The following is a 22,568-nucleotide window of genomic DNA, read 5'->3' as shown; positions in this document are numbered from 1 at the left end:
ACTACTATTTCGCCGCCTCGCCGTTTGCCGGCTTCTTGATCGCCTGCACATTCGACATCAACTGCTTGATGTCCATGCCGCTCAGCGCTTCAAACAACGCCGGTACCTGCGCCGCGATCCGCGTCATGTCGCCGGTAATTTTGTGCGCACCCGCAGCATCGTCGTTGCCTGTGGACACAATCGTGATGTGATCCACCTTGCTCAACGGCTCAGCCATTGCACGGACAACATCGGCCATATTGGTCAGCAGCTTGTCGACGACCGCGGCCTGGTTCCACTGCTGGTAAGCCTCGGCCTTCACGTTCATCGCCTTCGCTTCCGCCTCGCCTTTCTGGAAGATGATGCTGGCTTCAGCTTCACCCTGTGAACGAATCGCAGAGGCGCGGCCTTCTGCCTCGGTCGTCAAGCGAGACTTCTCAGCAGAAGCAAGATTCTCAATCCGCTGACGCTCGATCTCGGCGCCCTTCAACACCGTCGCAATCAACTCCTTCTCGTGGCGCATGATCTCGGCTTCCTGCACCTTGATCTGGCCTTCTTTTTCGACCTGCTGTACCTTCACCTGCTCAGCGGTCACCTGCTGCAGCATGACGTTGGTCTGCAGTTCATAAGCCTTGTCGGCCGTGGCCTGCTGCCTGCGGCTCTGCTCTGCATACTCGGCCTTCTTGATTTCAAGATCGCGTTGCGCCTCTGCCTGCCGCGTCGCCGAAGCAGTCTCCGCAATCACGCGTTCCTGGTCAGCTTGCGCCTTGGCAACAGCGGATTCCCGCAGCGCCGTAGCCCGCTTGATCGCCGTATCCCTCTCCGCATCGGCGGTCGCCATCTCCGCGTCGCGCTTGATGCGCGCCACATCCGGCTTGCCCATGTTGGCGATGTAATCGTTCTTGTCGCGGACTTCCTTGATAGTGAACGAAATTACTTCGAGCCCCATCTTGCTCATGTCTTCCGCGCACGTCGCACGCATCCGCTCGCCCACCATCTCGGGTTCTTTCACAATCTGCTCGACAGTCAACTGACCGATGATCCCACGCAGGTGGCCTTCCATCACCAGCCGGATCAGCCCCTCGCGCTGCGGCGGAGTCTTCGTCAAAAACTGCTCGGCTGCCGTTAATATCGAAGCCTGGTCGCTGCGCACCTTGATCTGGGCGACAGCCTCAACCGTCACGGCCACACCTTGCTTGGTGTAGAGGTCCTGCTGCGGAGCCACATCGAAACTCATCAGTTCCAGGCTCAGTTCGCGGCAATTCTCCACCATGGGGAAGATCACCGTGCCATGTCCCTTGATTACACGTGGCCCACGAAATCCATAGACAATCAATGCTTCATTGGGCCCTGCCTTGCGATACATCCTGGCCAAAATGCCCATCAGGAAGATCAGCGCCAATACTCCCAGACCGACAACAAGAATCATTTCATTCGTCATCATTCGATCCCTGTCCCTTCAACAGGGGTTGAATTGTTGATGGTTTACTGCTCAGTCGACAATATTCAGAGCAAACGTCCGCACTGCACACTGTTCACTGCACACTGTCCACTCTTCTGTTGCTCACTACTTCGCTTTGTGTCTGTTCTTTGGAAACAACTTCGCCAAAAGTCCCAGCAGAAAGATCCCTACCAGGACGCCCATCTCCGCAATCAACACGGTTGAGTTCGTCATTGGAATCCCGGTCCTTCGGCCGGGCACTTCTTGTTGCGCCGATCACTTTAGCTGGTAGCTAGAAGCTAGCGGCTAGTAGCTTGTTTCGAATCTCCAGTTGCGAAGCCCTGCTCTACGTCTTCCCACCGCTTCACATACGCGATCCCTTTTTCGTAGCGAATCACGTAGACCTCTTCTTCTTTCCCAATCGCGTCACCATCGTCCGAGCGCGCAATCGCCGACCGCGTCGCACCCAGTTGCTGGTACACAATCTCTCCCACCCCGCCAGCACGAATCGGCGATGACACGCGCCCCACCACACCCACAACATCCGTCTCAAATGCGGTCAGCTCACGCTCATGCGGCATCAATACCTTGGTCAAAAACATGAAGATGATCGCTCCTCCTGCCAACCCGCAAATCAACGCCAAAACCACCACAACCCCGGCGACAAAGCTTCCATACTTCGTCAGCAAATATCCCGCCGCGCCAAACCAGCAGAGAAAAATCATGATGGAGAATGCATTCCACCACGGCACATCCGGCCCACCGCTTGCACCCGATCCTGCACCACCGCTCGCAGGATGCGAAACGCCCGCGCCGTGCGGAATATGAACATGCCCCACATGCGGCACGTGAACATGCGGCAAATGCACATGACCGCCAAAATGTCCCATCCCCCCAAGCAGCGAGACGAAGCTCAGCATCAATCCCGCCAGAAAGCAAACCAGATAAAAAGTTTCCCAATTCATCGCCGTCCCCCCAAATGCCTCAGTCCCTAGTCCCTGCGTCCCTTAGTCCCGGTCTCTCTCGTCCCTGCTCGGCCGTTCTTGCTTGTTACTCCCTGTTCCCGGATACCGTTTCCCGGTTTTCTCAACACTTCTGTCAACCGCCCCATCAAGCCCGGCGTCTCCAGAATGGCTTCCAGCAGCAACAGGCATTCCCGGGTCCGCTCGTGCTGCGCCACGGTCAACAGCGCGCTCTTCAACTCCGGGTCGCGCCTGAACCGCTCCGCCCCCGACACCATCCACGAATCCAGCTTGTCCTCAAGACCTCTCACCTCGCTCAACAACTCCGGGTGATAACCCTCGGGATCATCCACCAGATACCCCGGATGAACCTTGAAGAACTTCGCGAGGATCTGCCTGGTTGTATTCGTCAGGTGTGGTCGCGCCCCGCTTTCAATCTGCGACAGGTAACTCTGGCTCAGCTTCGAGCCCGTCTCCGCTTCGATCGCCCGCGTCAGTTCCTGCTGGCTCATCGCCCGATTCATTCCCCGCAAGCTGCCTTCGACCTCGCGGAGATATTTAATTTTTTCGCCGAGCTTCATTCGTACTTCCGGCGATCAGCTTTTCAAATCTCGAACTAGCCAATCGCAAATTGCAATAACAGTATCGCAATCCGCAATAAACGTCAACAGAAATCGAACATACCCTTCTTTTCCATTGTTTTCAAGTGGATGCGCGGATCACTCACCTTAATGCATCGGGCGTTTAACTCTTGATCAACAAAAAACCGCCTCAAGCTACAGTTTTCTGCCGGCTGAGCTGAAATGGAGGGAGCAGCGGCCTTCAGGCCCTGAATAGAAGCCTGGATGGGCAGGGGCTTAGCCCTGGGGACCTTCGTTCGAGTTCAAACATACGAAGGCCCTCCAGCCAGTCGCTGGAGGGCCTTCAGGGTTACTGCCCCAACCCGCCTACGCTGTTATTGTCCGCGAAGGCTTGGATCCCCACAGCCCGTAGTAGGCAATGAAGAGATAGCAAATGATGGGAATGATAAAGGACTGATGAATTCCCATCTTGTCCGCCAGTACGCCAATCAGCGGCGGAATCACTGCACCGCCGACAACGGCGGTCATGATAAGTCCCGAGCCCTTGCTGGTCATCGGTCCCAGCCCGGCGATTCCCAGCGTGAAAATGTTGGGGAACATGACGGAGTTGAAGAAGCCACACAGCACCAAGGTAGCGATGGCAATATGCCCGGTGGTGAACATCGAAATCGTAATCAGCACGGCAGCCGTAAAGCCGAAGATGCCGAGTAATTTTCCGGCTTTCACCTTGGTCATGATGCCCGCGCCGAGCAGACGGCCGACCAGCGCACCGAGCCAATAGAGCGAGACCAGGTAGGACGCAGTCTCTGCGGTGCTGATGCCCTCCAGCTTGAAGTAGTTCACCGCAATCGATGCCAGCCCAACCTCGACGCCGACATAAAAGAAGATCCCAATTGCGCCGAGCACGGTGTGCTTGTAGCCCCAGATGCTGCGGCTCAGAATCGGATCGCCTTCCTTCGCGGGACGAAATGCCTGGGTCTGTTCAACGTGGGGCAGGTGCATAAATGCGACCGCAAGGCCAAGCAGGAGAAGTCCGCCAGCAATCAGCATGTACGGCATACGCACCGTGTCTGCAACGCTGGCGGGCGAGGCCAGCTTCGCGGGATCGGTCAGAATGTAGGCGCCGGCAACGATCGGCGCAAGCGTCCCGCCTAAGGAGTTGAGAGCCTGTGCCAGGTTGAGTCGAATGGAGGAACTACTCTCCGGGCCAAGAATCGATACATAAGGATTGGCGGAAGTTTGCAGAGCCGTTACGCCTGCTCCCACGATGAACACCGCGGTAAGAAACAGCGGAAAGCTCACGAGCTTCGCTGCCGGAATGAACAGCAGGCAGCCGACTACCTGGATAAACAGCGAAACCACCATCGTCCGCTTGTATCCGATAGTTTCAATCAGCTTCGACGTCGGGGAGGAGAATACAAAATACGCCAGGAAGAATGCTGACTCGGCCAACATCGCCCATGCGTAGGGAAGCGTGAAAATTGCCTTCAGATGTGGCACCAGGGCCATGTTCAGGTTGGTAATAAACCCGAAGATGAAAAACAGCGCCGTCACAGTGATAAACGGCACAAGATACCCGGCCGAGGTTAGTCCTCCTCCTGCCGGTTGATTGGTTTTTGTTGCCATGCTGGTTTGCTCCCCTGTTCATCAAAAATTTCGCCCGGTTAGGGCACATTAAGCGCTCGTGCGTTCTTCGCGCTCTCATTTAGACCAGCTTGTTGATGCTGGGATTGCAATTCGCAGCCGGATTTACGGCCAAATTGCTGCACACAACACTATACGTAAAACCCCAAATTGGGGAAGTGATGTGGCCAACTGATATCAAGTCCTGTGCGGACTACACGCCGCCATTCACCCAGTCCAGCATTGCTAGCCTGTTTTCCGCCGTCTACGTCCCTGCGATTCCAGCGCAAAATGCCGTATCCTCAAGACAACGCAAGGAGACGCACCCGTGGCCACCACCACCCTGAGCAGCGCCAAGTTGAAAAAAGTTCTAGCTGCCCTCGAAGCCAATTGGCAAGCCGAGATGGAGGGCTACTACACATACAAGACCCTCGCCGATCGCGATAACGACCCCGTCCGCGCCCAGGTCCTGCGCCACCTCGCCGGAGCCGAGTGGGAGCATGCTGCCCTCTGGCACGGCCGCATCGTCGAACTCGGAGGCCAGGAGCCCGTTTACACCGGCAATCCCGGCGGAGAAGCCAACTCCTTAGCCAATCGAGCGGGTGGCGTCCGTATGGCCCTCCGCCGTCTCGAAATCGAAGAAAGCCGCCACATCGCCAACTACGGCAAGCAGCTCAAAGACCTCGGCGACGAAGGGTCCATTGCCATCCTCGATCACGTCATCGAGGACGAAAAAGACCACCACAGGGAACTGGGCTCCCTCTTGCGCGGCCACTATCAACCGCCCGCGGGTGCACCCAAAGTCGATGCCAAAGCCGTCCTCGAAGAACTTCTCGCCAAGCGTGCTGAAGGCCGCAAGCAGCCCGGCGCCTGGATCGGCGATGCCATCTACGGCGTCAACGATGGCCTCGGCGCTATCTTCGGCATCGTCTCCGGCGTCTCGGGCGCCACCGCCGGCGACAGTAAATATGTTCTCCTCGCCGGACTCTCCGGCATGATCGCCTCCGCGCTCTCCATGGGATCCGGCGCGTACCTCGCCGCCAAAAGCGAGCGCGAAATCTACCACGCCGAAATCGCCCGCGAACGCGAAGCCATCCAGATGAATGGCCCTGAAGCGCGCGAACTGCTCTCCCTCTACTACCAGGTCAAGGGGCTGCCGGAAGCCGATGCCGACCACATGGTCAACCACATCGCCAGCGATCCCGACCAGATGCTCCGCGCACTTGCGAGCGAACGTCTCGGCACGTCTGAGGAAGCACTATCGAACCCCATGGTCTCCGCCACCTCGGGTGCTCTCTCAACCGCGATCGGCGCCATGATCCCCATCATCCCGTTCTTCTTTATGAGCGGAGTGCCGGCTGTCATCGCCGCCGCCGTTGTCTCCCTCATCGCACATTTCGCGGTGGGCGCCGCCAAGAGCCTCATCACCATCCGCTCCTGGTGGTCCTCAGGTCTCGAAATGACTGTCGTCGGTGCGGTCGAAGGCGCCGTCACCTACGGCATCGGTATTCTCCTCGGCAAGGGCGGAATGTAAATGGGTGGCTTTATTCCTCTGGGCGATGCCTCCCGTCCACCGACCCGCTTCGCCGTCGTCACCCTGCTCATCATCGTGCTCAACGTGTGGGTCTTCTTTCAGGAACTGACCTATGGCGACCGCTTCGTCTATATCTGGTCCGCAGTTCCCAACCGCATCATTCACGGTCACGCATGGATCACGATTCTGACTTCCATGTTCATGCATGCCAGCTGGATGCACATCATCGGCAACATGATCTACCTGTGGGCCTTCGGTCGCGAGATTGAAAATGCCATGGGTCCCATCCGTTTCGCCATCTTCTATCTCATCGGCGGCATCGTCGCCATGTCGGCGCAGATCCTCGGCGATCCCTTCTCCCGCATCCCCGCACTCGGGGCCAGTGGAGCCATCGCAGCCGTCATGGGCGCCTTCCTCATCACATTCCCGCGCGATCGCATTCGCACCCTCGTCTTCTTCCTCATCTTCTTCCGCATCACGCTGATTCCGGCCGCGCTCCTCATCGGCTTCTGGTTCGTCATGCAGGTCCTCAACGTCGGCAGCGTGGCACAAGTCCGCACCGGCGGAGTCGCCTACCTGGCCCACATCGGCGGCTTCCTCTTCGGCGTAGTCACCGCCAAGCTCTTCATCAGCCCGCAGCGCATGACCTATCGCCGTTTCTCTTGAGCGATTCTGAACGAGGTGGAGGAGAGTCCAAAGATCTGCTGTTGCACCTTGCATCGATCCGCACAATCATGGGTGCCCCATCCATGCGAAGCCTTTGTCGCATGGGTGGGAAAGCAAGAACCATAATCAACTCCACGTCGGTGGAACAGAACGATCTCAGGTCTGCCCCGTTACAATGTCCTCGTTTGTTTCACCTCAACAAAAACCATGCTCAAACAAATCTTCATCGCCCTCTGCCTGGCCCCCATCGCCCTCGCGCAAACCACGCCCGACATCACCATCGAACGCGGCGTCCCCATGAAGACCCGCGATGGCATCATCCTGCGCGCGGACATCTACCACCCCGCCGGCGATGCCAAATACCCCACCCTCCTTCAGCGCACCCCTTACGATAAAAACAACGCAGCCGACTTCGGCCGTACCGCCGCCGCCCGTGGCTACCTCGTCGTCGTGCAGGACGTTCGTGGCCGCTACACCTCCGAAGGTGAGTGGTATCCCTTCAAGCACGAAACCGAGGACGGTTACGACACCATCGAGTGGGCTGCCGCGCTCCCCAACTCCAACGGCAAAGTCGGAATGTTCGGTGGATCCTACGTCGGAGCCACGCAGATGCTCGCCGCTATCGGCCACCCGCCGCATCTCGCTGGAATATGCCCCGTCGTTACGGCCAGCAATTACCACGAGAACTGGACCTACCAGGGCGGCGCATTCGAGCAATGGTTCAACGAGTCATGGACCGCAGGCCTCGCGCAAGACACCCTCAACCGCGCCATCCGCCGCGACACAAACGCACTCGCCGCGGTCGACACCTTGCCTCTCACGCAATTCCCGGTATTCAACCTCGCCAAGCCACGCACCGGCGTTGAACTCACTCAAGCCCTCGCCCCTTACTTCCTTGACTGGGCCGCGCACACTGACTACGACGACTACTGGAAGCAGTGGTCCATCGAAGAGAACTTTCAGAACATCCAGGTTCCAGCTCTCACCGTCGCCGCCTGGTACGACATCTTCCAGGGCGGCTCGCTGCGCAACTACCAAGGCCTCAAAGCGCACGCCGGCAATGAAGCGGCCCGTACAGGACAGCACCTGCTCATGATGATCGGCGGCCATGCCGGTGGAGGGAGCCACATCGGCACCGTAGACTTTGGTCCCGCTGCCGCGGAATACGACGAAAACAAGACCATCCTCGAGTGGTACGACTACCTCTTCCAGGGCAAGCAGAACGACTTCGCCACCCACCCCGTCAAGATCTTCGTCATGGGCGAAAACAAATGGCGATTCGAAGATGCGTGGCCTCTCGAACGCGCCAAATCCACACGCTACCTGCTTCACTCCACCGGCAAAGCGAACTCATCCACAGGTGACGGCGCTCTCTCCATCGCATCCGCAAAATCCGAACACGCCGACAGCTTCACCTACGACCCCGCCAACCCCGTCCCCACCACCGGCGGTCCCCTCTGCTGCGATCCACAGCATCTCCCCGCCGGCCCCCGAGATCAGAAAGAAGTGGAAGCCCGCCCCGATGTCCTCGTCTACTCCACGCCCCCGCTCGATAGCGACGTCGAAGTCACCGGCCCCGTAACGTTGGACCTCTACGCCGCCTCCACCGCCGTCGACACCGACTTCACCGCAAAATTAGTCGATGTGTGGCCCAACGGCTACGTGCAGAACCTGACCGAAGGAATCCTCCGCGCCCGCTACCGCGAATCCACCACCGGTCCCGCCAAACTTCTTGAGCCCGGCAAAATCAACGAATATAAAGTCGATCTCTGGTCCACCAGCAACGTCTTCCTTAAGGGCCACATCATCCGTCTCGAAGTATCCAGCAGCAACTTCCCGCGCTTCGACCGCAACCTCAACACCGGCAAACCAGCATCGACAGACTCCACCTTCGTCAAAGCCACCAATACGATTTACCACGACACCGCCCACCCCAGCGCCCTGATCCTCCCCATTATTCCGAAGTAGCAGAATGCGAGTTAAACCGGCAATCCTTCCCTCACTCGCAATGCAGGTGTCATCCTGAAAGAAGCGCTGCGGGGTAGGCGAAGTGAAGGATCTGCTTTTCGCCGCTTCAATCCGCAAGAAAATGGGTGCCCCATCCATGCGAAGCTTTCATCGCATGGGTGGGAAAGCACGGACCTACCCAGCACCGTCATCCTGAGCGAAGTCGAAGGATCTGCATCTGCTTTTTACACGCAACCGAAATGTTGCGCTTTACAAAGAGTCAAAAGCTAGCGACTAGAAACAGCAACCTGCTTCTCCGCCAACAATTCTTTAGCCGCGTTTCGTCCAGTCCGAATGCAATCCGGAATGCCAATCCCGTCATAGGCGTTTCCCGCGAGCCGCAACCCAGGCAGTGCAGCTACATGCTCTTTCACGCGATTCATCCTGTCCTGATGGCCTACAGCATATTGAGCCATCGCACGACGCCAGCGCGAAACCTGCGTCGCCTCTGCAGGAATGTGCGGCCCCACCACGCGCAACCCGAGAATCTCGCTCAACTCGCGCCGCACCGTAGCCACCAGAACTTCATCGCTCTGGTCCAGCAGCGCCTCATTCTTCGCACCGCCCAGAAACGCCCGAAGCACAGCCTTACCCGTCGGAGTTCGTCCCGCAAATTTGCGGTGCACAAAGGTGCAAGCCAGCATGGCTCTTCCTTCGACCGCCGGCACTAGAAATCCGAATCCATCCGGCAGCCGCCCCAGCTGCGCCTCGTCAAATACCAGGTTCACCGTAATCGAAGAAGAGTAGGGAATTCCATTCAACTCGTCGCCCAGCCCAGCATCCGTCGCTGCCAGCATTCCACCCGCAGCCCATGCGGGAGACGCCACAATCACCGCGTCATAGGTCTCGTCGGCTCCGCCCGACCGCACCCGCCAGCCATCACCCACGCGATCCAGTGCGCTCACCGACGTCGATTTCCGTACCCACTTCGGATTGAGCCGCGCTTCCAGCGCATTCACCAGTTGCTGCAAGCCGCCTTTCAGCGTCGTAAAAATCGATCGCGGAGCAGAACGCTTTTCTTCTCCTGCTGGCTGCCCCCCGGAATTTCCACTTGAGCTCCGCGCAGCCGCCATCTTCGCCCGCATCTTTTTGTGCGCCGCCAGCATGCCGCGAGTCAGCGAGCCATACTCGGTCTCCATCTCCACCAGCTTTGGCAAAACCGTCCGAGCGCTCAACTGCGTTGCATCACCGCCATAGATGCCCGACAACAGCGGATCCGCCAGCCGATCCACTGCCTCCTGTCCAAAATGTCTCTTCACCAGCGCTGCCACTGACTCATCCTGACCACTTGGCCGAGGGGGATGCAGCAGCTCCAGCCCCATCCGGATCTTCGTCGCCGGGCTGAACAAACCTGACAGCGCCGTCGGCACAAGCTTCGTGGGAATCAGGAACATCAGCCCATCGGGCAAGGGAACCAGCTTGTTCTTCACCACGATGTAAGTCTTGCGGTTGGCGTCATTCGAAGGCGTCAGTTGATCAGCCAGCCCCAGTTCGCGGCAGAGTTCGGCCCCCGCGGGCTTCTCGCTCAAAAAAGAATCCGGCCCGCGCTCCAGAACCACGCCATTTACAGTCTCCGATGCGAGCGAGCCTCCCAGCTTTGCCCGCGCTTCGAACAGCGTGTATTCCACGTCTGCACCCGCTGCGCGCGCCTTTTCCAACTCAAAGGCGGCCGCCATTCCCGCAATCCCGCCTCCAATAATTGCTACCCGCATCCGTGACCTCAATCTCTTCTTATCACACCGGGCCGCGTACGCAGGGGTGTGCACCGCACGAGGGCCTCACCTCCAGCATCTATCCCTGAACCCGTCTGGCAAGTGATTTAAATCACTCTTCGTTCCAACGGCGTTTGACTTAGCCAATGCTTCGGCCCACTCCGTCCCGATCTCCATCTAGGTGAGGAGTTTCCCAGCAAAAAAATATCGGGCAACGCTTTCGCCCTGCCCGATACACCCAACCCACAAATCTATGTATTTATAAGGACACTAAGGGACCCAGGAACTCCGGCTGGCACGCTGCCTGAGACTCCGTAGGCACCCAATTCTTCGGTTGATAGATGCAGCAAGGTTCCTGCGCCAGAGGATCGCCCGTAACCGCGTACGCCCTTGCACGCGACCCGCCGCAGATCTCTTTGTATTCGCAAGCGCCGCACTTGCCCTCAAGCCGCTTCGTGTCCCGCAACGCCTTAAAGATCGGCGAATTCTGGTAGATATCCGCCAGCGGCTTCTCCCGAATGTTGCCCGCATGAATTGGCAGGAACCCACTGGGATAAACATTTCCCATGTGTGAAACGAAAAGAAATCCCTTGCCGTCATTCACCCGCCGCGTCATCCAGTTTGATGTCCGCGTCTTCGCATCTGCCTCTGGCGCGCCCGGTTCGTACTCGTGCGCCCCGCCCATCGGATGTCCAGCGCCATGCCCCATCTTCCGCTCCTGCAGATTATGCTGCAGCAGGTAACGCCGATAGTGCATTGCTTCCGTCGTCTTGATCTGAAAACTCACGCGGTTCGACAACTCGTAAATCTTTCCGAACACATCTTCGAATTCTTCGCCGCTCAGCAGATCGCCCAATTGTCCGCGTCCCACCGGAACCAGAAAGAAGACATTCCACATCACGATATTGAGCTTCTCAAACAGCGCGCACAAATTATCGAGATCGTTCGCGTTATGTCGGCTGATCGTCGTATGCACCTGGATCGGCAGCCCTGCTTCCCCGGCCCATTCCACCGCCTGAATCGTGCGCGCCCACGCACCCGGCAATCCGCGAAACGTGTCGTGAATCTCCGGCGAAGATCCATCCAGCGAAATCCCCAGCCGCACCACCCCAGCTTCCTTCATCTTGAAAATTGCGTCCCGCGTCAGCAGTGGAGTAGCGCTCGGCGTCACCGCCACCTTCACGCCTTTTTCCGCCGAATAGCGAATCAGTTCATACAGATCAGGACGTTTCAGAGGATCGCCACCGGTAAAAACGAAAATCGGAATATGCATCTCCGCGATCTGATCGATCAGGGCCTTGCCTTCAGCAGTGCTCAGTTGATCAGGATGCGCAATCGGTTGCGCGGCGGCCCTGCAATGTTTGCAGGCCAGATCGCACGACTGCGTCACTTCCCAGATCGCTAGAAACGGCGCTTCGTCGTAATTCAATCCACCTCGGGCCGGTATGTGATGCATTGGCTGTTGTTGCATAAAACTTCCAACCTCCTCGGCGCGGAGAACGCCTTGCTTCGCATACAGAAGAGCACCTTCGCGACCGGTCGATCTGTGATTCAGATCACCAAATAATTGAGAATTTCATCTCGGCAAGCGTTTTCCGGGCTGGACAAATTATTGGTATGAGTACAGAATCCAAGTCAACAGGGTGATCCTCCCGTAAAGTACGTTCGTCTCGCTGGGTCGAGGATCAGGCAACAAGGTCGTGCCAGCTACGGATTCGACCTGTGATTTAACTCACCTTTCCGTGTGGTCTGCGGCACTGTAAGCGCATTGGAAGCAGCCTAATATCTTTAAGCACTTGAAGGAGGTTCCCCATGGCCAACAAGCCGGGTTGGAGCAAGCCCTCCACCATCCTCTTTGCATCCGAGATTCCCTCGAACGAGCGCGCCTTCAATTTCGCCGTCGCACAGGCTAAAGAATTCGGCGCAGATCTTGTGCTGTTCCATGCCTACGACACTCTCGTCGTCGCAGCGTCTGAGACTTCTGGCATTCGCTACTACGACTACGCTGCCGCCGCGCGTGCTGACGTCAAACACCTCGAGCCCCTCGCCCAAAGCGCCCGCAACGCCGGTATCAAGTGTGATGTGGTGGTGCGTCCCGGCCTCGCCGCCGATCAGATTCTTGGCTATCTCCGCGAGCGACATATCGATCGCATCGTCATGGGAACCCATTCGCCCGGCCCCATCGGAAAAATTCTCGTCGGCTCCGTCGCAGAAGCAGTCCTGCGCAGCGCCAACGTCCCGGTGTTCGTCATCGGCCCAGAGGTCGTCGACGGCGCTTACCGTAACTTCGCCACGCGCTCCATCCTCTGCGCCGTCAGCTTCATTGAGAGCAGCTTTGTCGTCGCCAACTTCTCCGCCGAACTCGCCTTGCAGCACCATGCACGCCTGACCCTCCAGCATGTGATCCGTCCGCAGGACCGTGCTGAAATTCTGGCAGGCCATTCAATCGAAGAAATAGAGTCCGACCTTCTCTGCCTGATATCTCCCGAACTCCGCGATCAGATTGCCATCCAGACGATCGTCGTTCCCGGCGATCCGACCGAGGAATTGCTCTACCAGAGCCGCGCACAGCAGGCTGACCTTATCGTCCTTGGTGCGCACGGCGCATCTGCCTTTGCTGCCATTGCCCGTCACGGAGTGGTCTACAAGGTCCTGGCGCATTCTCACTGCCCCGTGATCACGCTTTCGCCCGCCGTACTCGCCGAAAGCGGAGTCAAATATATACCCGAACACAAAGTGGAAAGCTTCCTCGCAGGAGTGTTTTAACCAGGATCACCGGCCACCGGTATCCACGGATATTGGGTCCTAAACAACACCGGGATAACCGGCACCAACCGGGCGCGCGCCGGGTGGATTCAATGGCAAGCGGCGGAATCCACCCGGCGATGCCGTCTCTCCCAGCGACGTCATCGCACCTGCCTACCACCAGCATCAATCTGCATGAACGAGGGTGCCCCATCCATGCGAAGCTTTATCGCAACCAATCGCCAGCCTCATCCAGAACCCTGATGCCGTCACTCACCAGGCAGTGTCATCCTGAGCGGACCGGCTTGGAGCCCCTTGAACACAGAGTGTTCAAGAGGTAAGCGGAGCGAAGGATCTGTTTTTTATTTTTTCCGACCGCGCCACCGAAGACCGACTCCCGATCTCATGCATTCGACGTCTCTACTTGGCCTTCGCGTCCGCGCACGCCTTCCCACCGCACAGCGCGCCCGTGATCCCCTTGCCCTCTTCGATCGTATAAATCCGATCCACAGCCGGAATCTTGACCGTCTCCTTCGCGCCGGAAGGCCAGTGAATCTCCGCAGTCCCCGCATCGGTCGCGTCACCCAGCCCGAAGTGCAGTCGGCGGTCGTTCGAGGAAATGTAGCTCCCACTCGACAACACATCCTGCCGCATCCGCATTCCATTCGCCTGTAAATAAACGGTCGCGCAGGTCGCATCCCGCGGACTCTTCGGTCCCCCTACCAACCCCATCTCCACCCAGTGATGCTTATCGGGATTCACGTTCTTCAGCAGCACCGGTGGGCCGTCCACGGGATTAATCACCACATCGATCTTCCCGTCATTGAAAAGATCGCCAAACGCCGCGCCGCGCCCCGGAACCACCACTGCCAGCCCCGATCCTTTCACCGGTGGAACATACTCGAATTTCCGTCCCTTACCCGTTCCGTCCGGAATGTTATGAAACAGCAGCGGCCGCTCCTTGAACGTCGTTCCCCAGTCATGCTGGTCTACTTCCGGATAGACATGACCGTTGGTTTCGAACAAATCCAGCCAGCCATCATTGTCGAAATCTAGAAACCCGTCGCCCCACCCCACAAATGGAATTGTCGTCTGTGCTATCCCTGCTTTGTAGCTCACATCCGTAAAGCTCGCGTCGCCGTCATTGTGGTACAGCACCTTGTAGTCGTCGCCAAAATCTGTAACGAAGAAACTGATCAGTCCGCTGTTTTCGTAGTCGCCCGCTGCAATGCCCATTGACGCAATCTCGCGCCCATCTTTATTCAGCGCAAATCCCGACACGTAACTCTGATCGTCAAACGTTCCGTCTCCTTTATTGATGTAAAGGAAGTTGGGTTCCGAGTCGTTCCCCACCACCAGGTCCGGCTTACCGTCATTATTGACGTCTACAAAAATCGTGGCAAAGCCGTAGTATTTGTCCTTGTCTTCAACGCCCGCTTTCACTGTGACATCTGTGAACTTCCCGTTCCCCTCGTTATGGAAAAGGTGGTCCGGCTCGCCCGGCAACCCGCGCGGCCCACAATTCACGCTCACACCGCGATACAGACACGAGGCATAGTTCACCGCTTTCGTCCCCGCAATCGGCAGATTGTTCCGGTCAAAGTGAACATAACCCGTCACGTAGAGATCGAGCTTACCGTCGCCGTCATAGTCCCCCCACGTCGATCCCGGTGACCAGTTGCCCAAATCAACTTTGGCCTCCACCGCTTTATCGGTGAAGGTGCCATCATGATTGTTGTGGTAAAGCCGGTTCGGTCCGTAATTGCCTACATAGAGATCAGGCCAGCCATCATTGTCGTAATCGGCAACCGAGCACCCATAGCCCCAGCGGTCATTCTGAACGCCGGCTTCCTTCGATACATCCGTGAACGTTCCGTCGTGGTTGTTGCGGAACAGGGCAGCATGAGGCGTGGGCTCTTTGCCGTCAAGCGCGTCAAACGTTGAGCCGTTGACCAGGTAAATATCCAGCCAGCCATCATTGTTGTAATCAATCAGGCAGACGCCCGAGCCATTCGTCTCCACGATGAACTGCTTGTTAGGCACGCCCATCTTGTGAATCCAACCCGACAGGCCCGCTGCCTTGGTGTCGTCCTCAAACACCACTGTGCCCTTGTCCTGGTCGACGAATCCACCCGCCGTGATCGGCCGCTTTTCCGCGTCGTACTGCGGCGCAGCCTGCACGCCGGCCGCAATGCCGCTGCTCATTCCCGGCTTCGGCGGTGGGGTTTGCTGTGGAGGATTTGCTTGAGGATTTACAGGGGCTTGGGAACTGCCTTCAAAGCTCGCAACCAGTAAGAACAATACAAAACAGAGCAGATCGCGAACTCGCAAAGACACGCCCCCTCAACGGTTGAAGTGTACCGCATCAAGGGCGTGCCAATCGAGTATCGAAGTCAGCGTGTCGGGACAGTCTGCACTGCCCTTCAACGCAAAATTAAAAGACCTTCAAAAGTAAAAGGATCAGCACGATCGTCAAAATCAAGCTGAGTCCGCCCCCGCCGTAGTAGCCGATTCCCGGACCTGCGCGGTAACCACCATAACCAAACCCAAAAATCAGGATCACCAGAATAATAATCAGCAACATAGTCTCTCTCCTTGCTCAGTCAGTTAATGTATGCAACGTGTATGTCTTCAAATACTCTCGACGCTGGACGCACCCTAAGAGAGAGAAACGCTCTAATAGAGAAATCTGTTGTCGTGAGAAGTTCGCACTCCGACCCTGCTCGGCGCACTGAACCTGTTGCTTGTGATGCATGTGGAGCGTGGAGCGCTGTACCGTTTTCCTTGCGGACTCGAACTATGTACATCCGTTCAAAGGAAAGGCCGCACATACCTACTGATTACATTTGTATTTCGGCCGAACCTCCAAACTATGTGAAGTTTCTGCGTTTCTCCGAACAACCTGCAGGATTCAGCACGGCGTCCAAGCTTGTGTTGTTGATATATCTAGAATTTTCGGGAGGTTAAAATGCTTTGGACAATCTTTGTAGTCCTCCTGGTCCTGTGGTTGCTGGGTCTCGTCAGCAGCTACACCATGGGTGGATTCATCCACATTCTGCTGGTGCTCGCACTGGTAGTTCTCGTTATCCAACTGATATCTGGACGTAGAGCCGCGCTGTAGCGCATCCCCGCGCCCCAACGATCTTCAAGAAGCGCGCACGCAAGTGCGCGTTTTTTGCGACAACATGTTTTCGAAAGAACCCACGGAGGTGGATATATGAATAGCGACGACATTAAAGGCACAATCGACGATGCAGCAGGTCGCGCCAAGCGTCAAGTTGGTGAGTGGACCGGCGACAGCAAAACCCAGGCAGAAGGTGCAGCTCAGCAAGTAAAGGGCAAAGCCGAAAAAGTAGTCGGCAACATTAAAGACGCCTTCAACAAGTCCGCGTCAACCACACGTGACACCGAGATCGACAACAACCTCGATAAGGAATCCGTCCGCGATCGCGAGTAGTCGCAAAGCAATCTCCGATTAACTCTGTATGCCCCATGTCTCGCATCTGAGACATGGGGCTTTCTGTCCCCTATCTCCCGTCACGATGCAGCGTTGAGGAAACCCGCCGCTTCACAGGTGTCAATTCTGGCACCCGACTTGCTAATCCTCTCCATAAAAGCTATAGATATAGGTAACGCCGAAGCGGCGGTTCCCCTACAAAGCCGCGCTGGCCCTGGTGAGGTGCGTCTTCAGCAGGAACTACGGTTCGCTGACGATCGACGGTTCACTCTCGGAGACATCCCGCTGGCGCGCCGTTGCGCGCGTACTCCGAAGTCCTCTGGACGCCATTAGTTCCGTTCTCCTTCCCGCCTCCTGCACTCTTTGCGGCTCCCCGCTGCCGCAACTCTCGTCCGTTCCAATCTGTAAGGCCTGCTGGAGCGAAATCTCAGCTCATCGCGGTGAAGTTTGCCATCTCTGCGGTGACTCGCTCGACCATCCTTCGACTCAAAATATCCCCTCCTTATGCCTCTGCCGGGCCTGCAGCCTCGCGCCTCCTCCCTTCGTGCGTGCCGTCTCTTTCGGGACATATGATGGTCCCCTGCGCGCCGCCATCCACGCGCTCAAGTACGATCGCGTCCACCCCGCTGCACAGCGGCTTGGCGCAATGCTCGCATCCGCTATTGCGCAACTCGCTCTCGAAGCTCCTGCGGAACTGCTCGTTGTGCCCGTTCCCCTGCATCGCAGCAAACGCAGACAACGCGGCTTCAACCAGGCCCGCGCCCTCGCGCGATACGCGATTCTCGAACTCCACAAAACGCATCCCGCGTGGCGACTCAAGTTAGCGCCCGCCGCGCTTATGCGCCTCCGCTCCACCGAAAGCCAGGCAGGACTCACACCCCATCAGCGCCGCGTCAACGTCCGCGGAGCTTTCAATGTCTCCAATCGATCCGCTGTCAAAGACCGTCACATTTTGCTCGTGGACGACATTCTTACCACCGGTGCTACCGCCCGCGCCGCCGCCCAGTCACTAATCAGAGCGGGAGCCGCTTCCGTCTACGTCGCAACTCTCGCCCGTGCGCGTCGCATCCACTTTAACCAAGCACAGTCCTTCGCAGACCGCGCTCAACCCGGCATCGAGCCGGCCGCTGTTCAACCGTTAGCAAGCATGCATTCGCCATCATCGACACATCAACCTTTTTAACGAGGGGAATCGGATGTCGCTGGGAAAAGCCATGATTCATGCACGCAAGCAAAAATCCGCTGCCCGCGCTGCCGCTCATGCTGCTGAGTCAGGCACTCATGTCGCCATGCACGCCAACCATATTCTGCAGATGCCGGTTCTCGTGCTCAACGCATCCTACGAACCCATCAACATCTGTGGAGCGCGTCGCGCACTCGTGCTCGTACTCAAGGGCATTGCGCGCACTGAAGAAGAGCACGGCCTCACGCTGCATGCCCAGCGCAGCTTCGTCGCGATGCCGTCCGTGATTCGGCTGCTTGAATACCGCCGCATCCCTCATCAAACCCGCGCCCTCTCGCGCAAAAATATCCTGCTGCGCGATCGCAACCAGTGTCAGTACTGCGGAGTTGTGCTTCCTTCCGGCGAACTCACCCTCGATCACGTAATCCCGCGTTCACGCGGCGGCAACTCCACCTGGGAAAACCTGGTCGCGTGCTGCCACGCATGCAATCGCCGCAAAGGCAACCGCATGCTCGTCGAAATCGACGACATGGTTCTCCTTCGCGAGCCGCGCCCCTTCTCGCTCCATACGAGCCGCCAGATCATGCGCATGCTAGGACGCGGCGACGACCGCTGGCGCAAATATCTTTTCTATTAGCATTCAGTAAGAGTTGACATGTCAGCCTGAGCGAACGCAGTGAGCTGAAGGACCTGCTTAACCCAGCATCAATCTGCATGAACCCCATCCATGCGAAGCTCTTATCGCATGGGTGGAAAAGCTCAGACCTCACAGTCCGCGCGATCCCTTGCGAGTTCGGGTGTGGTGAGCGAACAATCAGCCTCTTCCCCTACTGCACGGTCACGGTAAACGTCCCCGTCCGCGTGATATTCATCGACGTCGCCGACACACTCACCGTATAAGAGCCCGCCACGGTTCCGAGGTCAGTCGAGCCGCCTCCTCCGCTGCTGCTGCCGCTACCCCCGCAGCCCACAAACGTCCCGGCACACATAACCAGTACTAGAGGCAGCAGAATTCCACGTCGCCTTCCGCCGAATGCAAACAGCAAGATCCCCCCGGCGAGTGCCACAGCCATACCACCCACACGCTGAGCGTGATTCGCGGCTAACTTGTGCGCCGCCGTCGTCGTAATCGTCACGGTTGAAGTTGCAGTCGTGGTATTTCCCAGCGCTGCCTGTGTTGCGGTGCAGGTGGCCTCCGCCATTGCTGTTGGTAGCTTGCAGGTCACTTGGATTTGCCCGGCGAAGTTATCCACACCCGCGAAGCTCACTGTCGTCGTTGCGGTGCTTCCCGCCTTCACGTTCACATTTGCAATCGTTCCGCTGATATTGAATGTCGTATCCACAATCGTCACGTTCACCGGAAACGGACTCTGTGAGCCGAGATAATTTCCATCACCGGCATACGTCGCCGTAAAGTTGTAACTCCCCGGTGTGTCGATACTCGTTGTGAGGTCGCCCTCAAGATAAGCGAGACCCACCCCTGCGAAACCTCCGGTGTAACTGCCGTTCAGTTGATACGACGTCAAAGTTCCCGAAGCTGCATTGCCATTTTCGAGAATCGAGATCGTCCCTGTCGGAGCTCCCAGGATGCTCTGGCTATACGCAACAGCAATCGCATCAAACTTCTGCCCAGAGTACGCAACATACGTCTCGCCGTTCGCGTTAATCGTGGGAGAAAGGCCCTGAATCTCAAGGTAGTAGATATATGTCGGCGCCTGCGTCACCACAGCATTCAATGAAGCCTGGCTGGCGTTGTAACTCGCGTCTCCACCGTATTGCGCCTGCAGAGAATAACTGCCCACCGCATTCAGATCGAGCGCAATTCGTTGATCCTCCGCATACCCCAGCGAATTCAACGCATAGGTTCCGGCGTCCACAGGCTTGCCGCCGCTGGTGAAATTCATGCTTCCCGTTGGACAAGCAGCCTCCGTCTCCTTCGGATTTGGTGCGCAACTTGTCCCGGCTGTCCCAGTCACATCTCCGCGCAGGAAGACGATAGATCCATATGGCACTGTAGTCGTCGATGTGAAAACGCCGTTTGTGAAGTCGTACCACGCAAGGCTTGTCTTGGTCTGGCTGTTCTCTTTCGTTACCGTCACTTGTAGCGGTGCAGAGTCGCTCGCGGCGAAATTTCCGTCGCCCCCATAGTGCGCTACCACGTTATACGTGCCACCCGGCAGCAGCGAAGTCGTGCCGCTCGCTACACCGTTGACGATCGCAAAATCATCGATGCTCAGGTTCTGTCCCGCCGGCGAGGCTATCACTGTCACGCGCCCCGTCGGAATTCCCGAGCCGCTTTTCGCAGCCACGGTGGCACTCACGTTCACTGCCTGACCATGCGTCAAACTCGCCGGAGAAACATTCGTCAGTGTCGTCGTGGTCTGCGTCATCGCGACAGAACCCCACGCATTCACCAGGTTGAACGCGTCTATAGTGCCGAGCCCGGTTGCCAGGTCATATCCCGCCGTCGTAGTCCAGGCAGGGTTGGCGGAGTTATTTGGATCCACCAGCACACCAAATCCACCAAGGTTTGTCTGTCCACAATTCGGTGTGTTCATCGCGCAGGGGACCGCATTGTTCCCTTTGGTTACATCGTGGAAGATACACGCGCTTCCGCCCGCAGTCCCTTTCGAAGAGTCGCAACTCGCGCCGCCTTGCGCCGCAAGACTGTAAAGAACATAGTTCGCATTGCCTTGCCGCGCACTTAGCCCCTGCATCGCCATCTTCTGGTTCACCAGCGCCATCATGCCCGCAAACGCTGGAGAAGATCCCGAAGTCCCGCCCAAGCCAACAAAGCTCAGATTCGTAAGGTTGCACGGGATGTTGAATCCCGGTATCGGTCCGAACGGCGTGAAGTCCGCTTCGCAAATAATGTAAAAGCTGCCGTTCGATCCGGCGCTCGCAAATAACGACACATCCGGCAAGTCGCGCACGCCATCCTGCGGCACGCCATTGCCCGTCTGCCACGAAGGCTTCGCATAGCCTCCAATGCACTTGGAATTGCTATCCGCGCTCGCGCAGTTACTTGGCCCACCACTTCCCGCAACAATGTTGAGATTGGTCGCACCCGGCCCGCAGCCATCTAATCCCTGAGCCGCGCATGACTGGTTCCAAGTTGTCTCCGGAATATACGACTTCGCGGAAGAGGCCGTCGTCGGATCATTCGTCGCGTTCCAATACGTAGCGGCATTCGCTGCCGACTGGTCGAAATCCGTTCCGCCCACGGCCACGTTGTAAGGTGTTGAAGCAAATCCGCTCACTGCCAGACCTTGCGACGCAAAACTTGAACTGTTGAAGTCGTCGCAAACTGCTGACCCTGAATCTCCAGCCGATACCATCACAGTGATGCCTTCAGCCGCAGCCTGCTGCCATAGGGAGTTGTAGAAGGCATTGCCCGCGTTGCCTAGCGTCGCCTCGCACTCGCCGTAGCTCTCGCTCATTACGGGCGCTATGTCGTTGTCAACGATGTACAGCGCCGACAGGTCCACGCCCAGCGACGTTTCAGTACTCGCAGAAACTACCAGGTCGATCGTGGCATTCTTTGCCACTGCACCAGACCACGAAACATCCAGCAAAGCCTCAGGCTCGTCGCCTACAATCCCTGGATCGGAACCATTCAAAATGATCTTCGGCGGATTCGCAGGAAGCCCAAACAGACTCCGGAACGAATTCACATCGTTTAGGTTGATATTGGTTTCGCCCACAATCGCAATTGTCTGCCCGGACCCATCAATCCCTGCTTTCCAGAGAGGCAGCACATCATAAATCGTTGCAAAGTCGGTCGGCCCCAGACCGTAGAACGTCTGCTGGCCTGAAGTGAACGTGAAGTAGGGCGATGCCGCTCCATTCATCGGCTTCACCGGCTGCCCGTGAATTACCGCGTTCGAATGTCGCGGAAAATTGTGCAGCGTCAGTACACCTTTGACCACAGGCGTCATCTCTGTCGGTATCGAAGGATCCTCGGCATTGGCCCAGCGCTGCTCCCCCTTCACAACGTAGCTGTGAATCGCAGTCCTGAATGCTTCCTGCACCTGCCCGGCTGTGCCTGAGAACTCAATTGCGGTTCGTCCCTTGCTTACTCCTGCCACTTGGAATCCATGCGCATTCAGCCACGCCGTCACCTTCTCAATGTCGTTATCTGTCGGCCCAAACTGCCTTCCAAACTCTTCGGGTGTTAGCCATTGGTGATAATGCGCTGATCCCTTTGCTTGCTGATCGGCGAGAAGCGTTTTCAGCGTACTTTCCTGCTCATCACTCCGCTTCAGAACCAGCAGCATCCGCGTCATCGGTAGACCAGCGGGCGCCATACCGCGGTCAAATTCAGCTCTTGCCAGCGGATGCCGGTTGCCCCGCAATACCGTGCGCTGCCCATCTTCGATTGGTCGCGCGATCAGATCCCGCCCCGCAACATTCTTCGGCTGAGCTCCCTGCGCTTGTCCTGCCGCGTTGCCACTCAGAGTGACGGAGAGCAGAATCGCAAGCAGAAACCCGCAAGGCCGGTTGGATGATCGATTGGATTTGAAATGGGTGACCGAAGCAACAGAAGTAAAAAAGAACCCAGGCAAGCGCATGAAAGATTTCTCCTGCGAGGCGACGTAAGACTCCGCCTCTTGAAATCCCAATTACAAAGACTTCGCATGTTCGAGACCCCGAGCAGAAGTCCCGCCAAAAGTTGCTG

At 57.4% G+C, this 22,568-nt stretch carries 17 protein-coding genes; 8 read left to right on the top strand and 9 right to left on the bottom strand.

Annotated elements, in window-relative coordinates; translation table 11 throughout:
• Positions 1 to 4: 4 nt before the first annotated feature.
• From P8935_RS00290 to P8935_RS00275, 4 genes are all read right to left on the bottom strand, one after another.
• On the bottom strand, positions 5 to 1,423 hold the full coding sequence (locus P8935_RS00290; protein WP_348263012.1) for an SPFH domain-containing protein: 1,419 nt from the start codon (positions 1,421 to 1,423) through the stop codon (positions 5 to 7).
• Positions 1,424 to 1,719: 296 nt separating this feature from the next.
• The gene (locus P8935_RS00285) at positions 1,720 to 2,385 is read right to left on the bottom strand and encodes a hypothetical protein (RefSeq protein ID WP_348263011.1); all 666 of its coding nucleotides are present in this window, start codon (positions 2,383 to 2,385) and stop codon (positions 1,720 to 1,722) included.
• Between the two features lie 26 nt (positions 2,386 to 2,411).
• Positions 2,412 to 2,963, bottom strand: a complete 552-nt coding sequence (locus P8935_RS00280; RefSeq protein WP_348263010.1) for a helix-turn-helix transcriptional regulator — start codon at positions 2,961 to 2,963, stop codon at positions 2,412 to 2,414.
• Positions 2,964 to 3,329: 366 nt separating this feature from the next.
• Entirely contained in the window at positions 3,330 to 4,589 is a 1,260-nt protein-coding gene (locus tag P8935_RS00275; protein ID WP_348263009.1) for a sugar MFS transporter, read from the bottom strand.
• Between the two features lie 325 nt (positions 4,590 to 4,914).
• On the opposite strand from P8935_RS00275, the gene P8935_RS00270 reads away from it, so the two are divergent.
• The 3 genes from P8935_RS00270 to P8935_RS00260 all read left to right on the top strand — a co-directional run bounded on the left by P8935_RS00270 (position 4,915) and on the right by P8935_RS00260 (position 8,754).
• Entirely contained in the window at positions 4,915 to 6,120 is a 1,206-nt protein-coding gene (locus P8935_RS00270; protein WP_348263008.1) for a VIT1/CCC1 transporter family protein, read from the top strand.
• Positions 6,121 to 6,786: a rhomboid family intramembrane serine protease gene (locus tag P8935_RS00265; protein WP_348263007.1), complete on the top strand. Its 666-nt coding sequence runs from the start codon at positions 6,121 to 6,123 to the stop codon at positions 6,784 to 6,786.
• Positions 6,787 to 6,993: 207 nt separating this feature from the next.
• Positions 6,994 to 8,754: a CocE/NonD family hydrolase gene (locus P8935_RS00260; RefSeq protein WP_348263006.1), complete on the top strand. Its 1,761-nt coding sequence runs from the start codon at positions 6,994 to 6,996 to the stop codon at positions 8,752 to 8,754.
• A 266-nt stretch (positions 8,755 to 9,020) separates the two neighbouring features.
• Here P8935_RS00260 and hemG read toward each other — a convergent pair whose 3' ends face one another.
• Both hemG and P8935_RS00250 read right to left on the bottom strand, forming a co-directional pair.
• The gene (gene hemG, locus P8935_RS00255; protein WP_348263005.1) at positions 9,021 to 10,505 is read right to left on the bottom strand and encodes a protoporphyrinogen oxidase; all 1,485 of its coding nucleotides are present in this window, start codon (positions 10,503 to 10,505) and stop codon (positions 9,021 to 9,023) included.
• Positions 10,506 to 10,764: 259 nt separating this feature from the next.
• Positions 10,765 to 11,976 (bottom strand): TIGR04053 family radical SAM/SPASM domain-containing protein, encoded by a 1,212-nt coding sequence (locus P8935_RS00250; RefSeq protein WP_348263004.1) that lies wholly within the window; start codon positions 11,974 to 11,976, stop codon positions 10,765 to 10,767.
• A 341-nt stretch (positions 11,977 to 12,317) separates the two neighbouring features.
• Here P8935_RS00250 and P8935_RS00245 point away from each other — a divergent pair, with 341 nt between their 5' ends.
• Complete coding sequence (locus tag P8935_RS00245) at positions 12,318 to 13,271, top strand: universal stress protein (protein WP_348263003.1); 954 nt, start codon at positions 12,318 to 12,320, stop codon at positions 13,269 to 13,271.
• Between the two features lie 399 nt (positions 13,272 to 13,670).
• Here the strand turns inward: P8935_RS00245 and P8935_RS00240 are convergent, their stop codons facing one another.
• Both P8935_RS00240 and P8935_RS00235 read right to left on the bottom strand, forming a co-directional pair.
• A complete protein-coding gene (locus P8935_RS00240; RefSeq protein WP_348263002.1) occupies positions 13,671 to 15,455 on the bottom strand; it encodes a CRTAC1 family protein in 1,785 nt (594 codons plus the stop codon).
• Positions 15,456 to 15,684: 229 nt separating this feature from the next.
• The gene (locus P8935_RS00235; RefSeq protein ID WP_348263001.1) at positions 15,685 to 15,834 is read right to left on the bottom strand and encodes a DUF3309 family protein; all 150 of its coding nucleotides are present in this window, start codon (positions 15,832 to 15,834) and stop codon (positions 15,685 to 15,687) included.
• 384 nt (positions 15,835 to 16,218) lie between these two features.
• Here P8935_RS00235 and P8935_RS00230 point away from each other — a divergent pair, with 384 nt between their 5' ends.
• The 4 genes from P8935_RS00230 to P8935_RS00215 all read left to right on the top strand — a co-directional run bounded on the left by P8935_RS00230 (position 16,219) and on the right by P8935_RS00215 (position 18,527).
• Entirely contained in the window at positions 16,219 to 16,371 is a 153-nt protein-coding gene (locus P8935_RS00230; RefSeq protein WP_348263000.1) for a lmo0937 family membrane protein, read from the top strand.
• 96 nt (positions 16,372 to 16,467) lie between these two features.
• Positions 16,468 to 16,707 carry a CsbD family protein gene (locus tag P8935_RS00225; RefSeq protein ID WP_348262999.1) on the top strand — a complete coding sequence of 80 codons (240 nt, stop codon included), beginning with the start codon at positions 16,468 to 16,470 and terminating at the stop codon, positions 16,705 to 16,707.
• A 544-nt stretch (positions 16,708 to 17,251) separates the two neighbouring features.
• Positions 17,252 to 17,890 carry a phosphoribosyltransferase family protein gene (locus P8935_RS00220; protein WP_348262998.1) on the top strand — a complete coding sequence of 213 codons (639 nt, stop codon included), beginning with the start codon at positions 17,252 to 17,254 and terminating at the stop codon, positions 17,888 to 17,890.
• Between the two features lie 13 nt (positions 17,891 to 17,903).
• Complete coding sequence (locus tag P8935_RS00215) at positions 17,904 to 18,527, top strand: HNH endonuclease (RefSeq protein WP_348262997.1); 624 nt, start codon at positions 17,904 to 17,906, stop codon at positions 18,525 to 18,527.
• A 190-nt stretch (positions 18,528 to 18,717) separates the two neighbouring features.
• Here P8935_RS00215 and P8935_RS00210 read toward each other — a convergent pair whose 3' ends face one another.
• A complete protein-coding gene (locus P8935_RS00210; RefSeq protein ID WP_348262996.1) occupies positions 18,718 to 22,461 on the bottom strand; it encodes a protease pro-enzyme activation domain-containing protein in 3,744 nt (1,247 codons plus the stop codon).
• Positions 22,462 to 22,568: the final 107 nt, after the last annotated feature.

The sequence above is a fragment of the Telmatobacter sp. DSM 110680 genome, assembly GCF_039994875.1.
Taxonomy (GTDB): Bacteria; Acidobacteriota; Terriglobia; order Terriglobales; family Acidobacteriaceae; genus Telmatobacter.
Note: the sequence above shows the minus strand (reverse complement) of the source record. Positions and strands in the feature narration are given on the sequence as shown.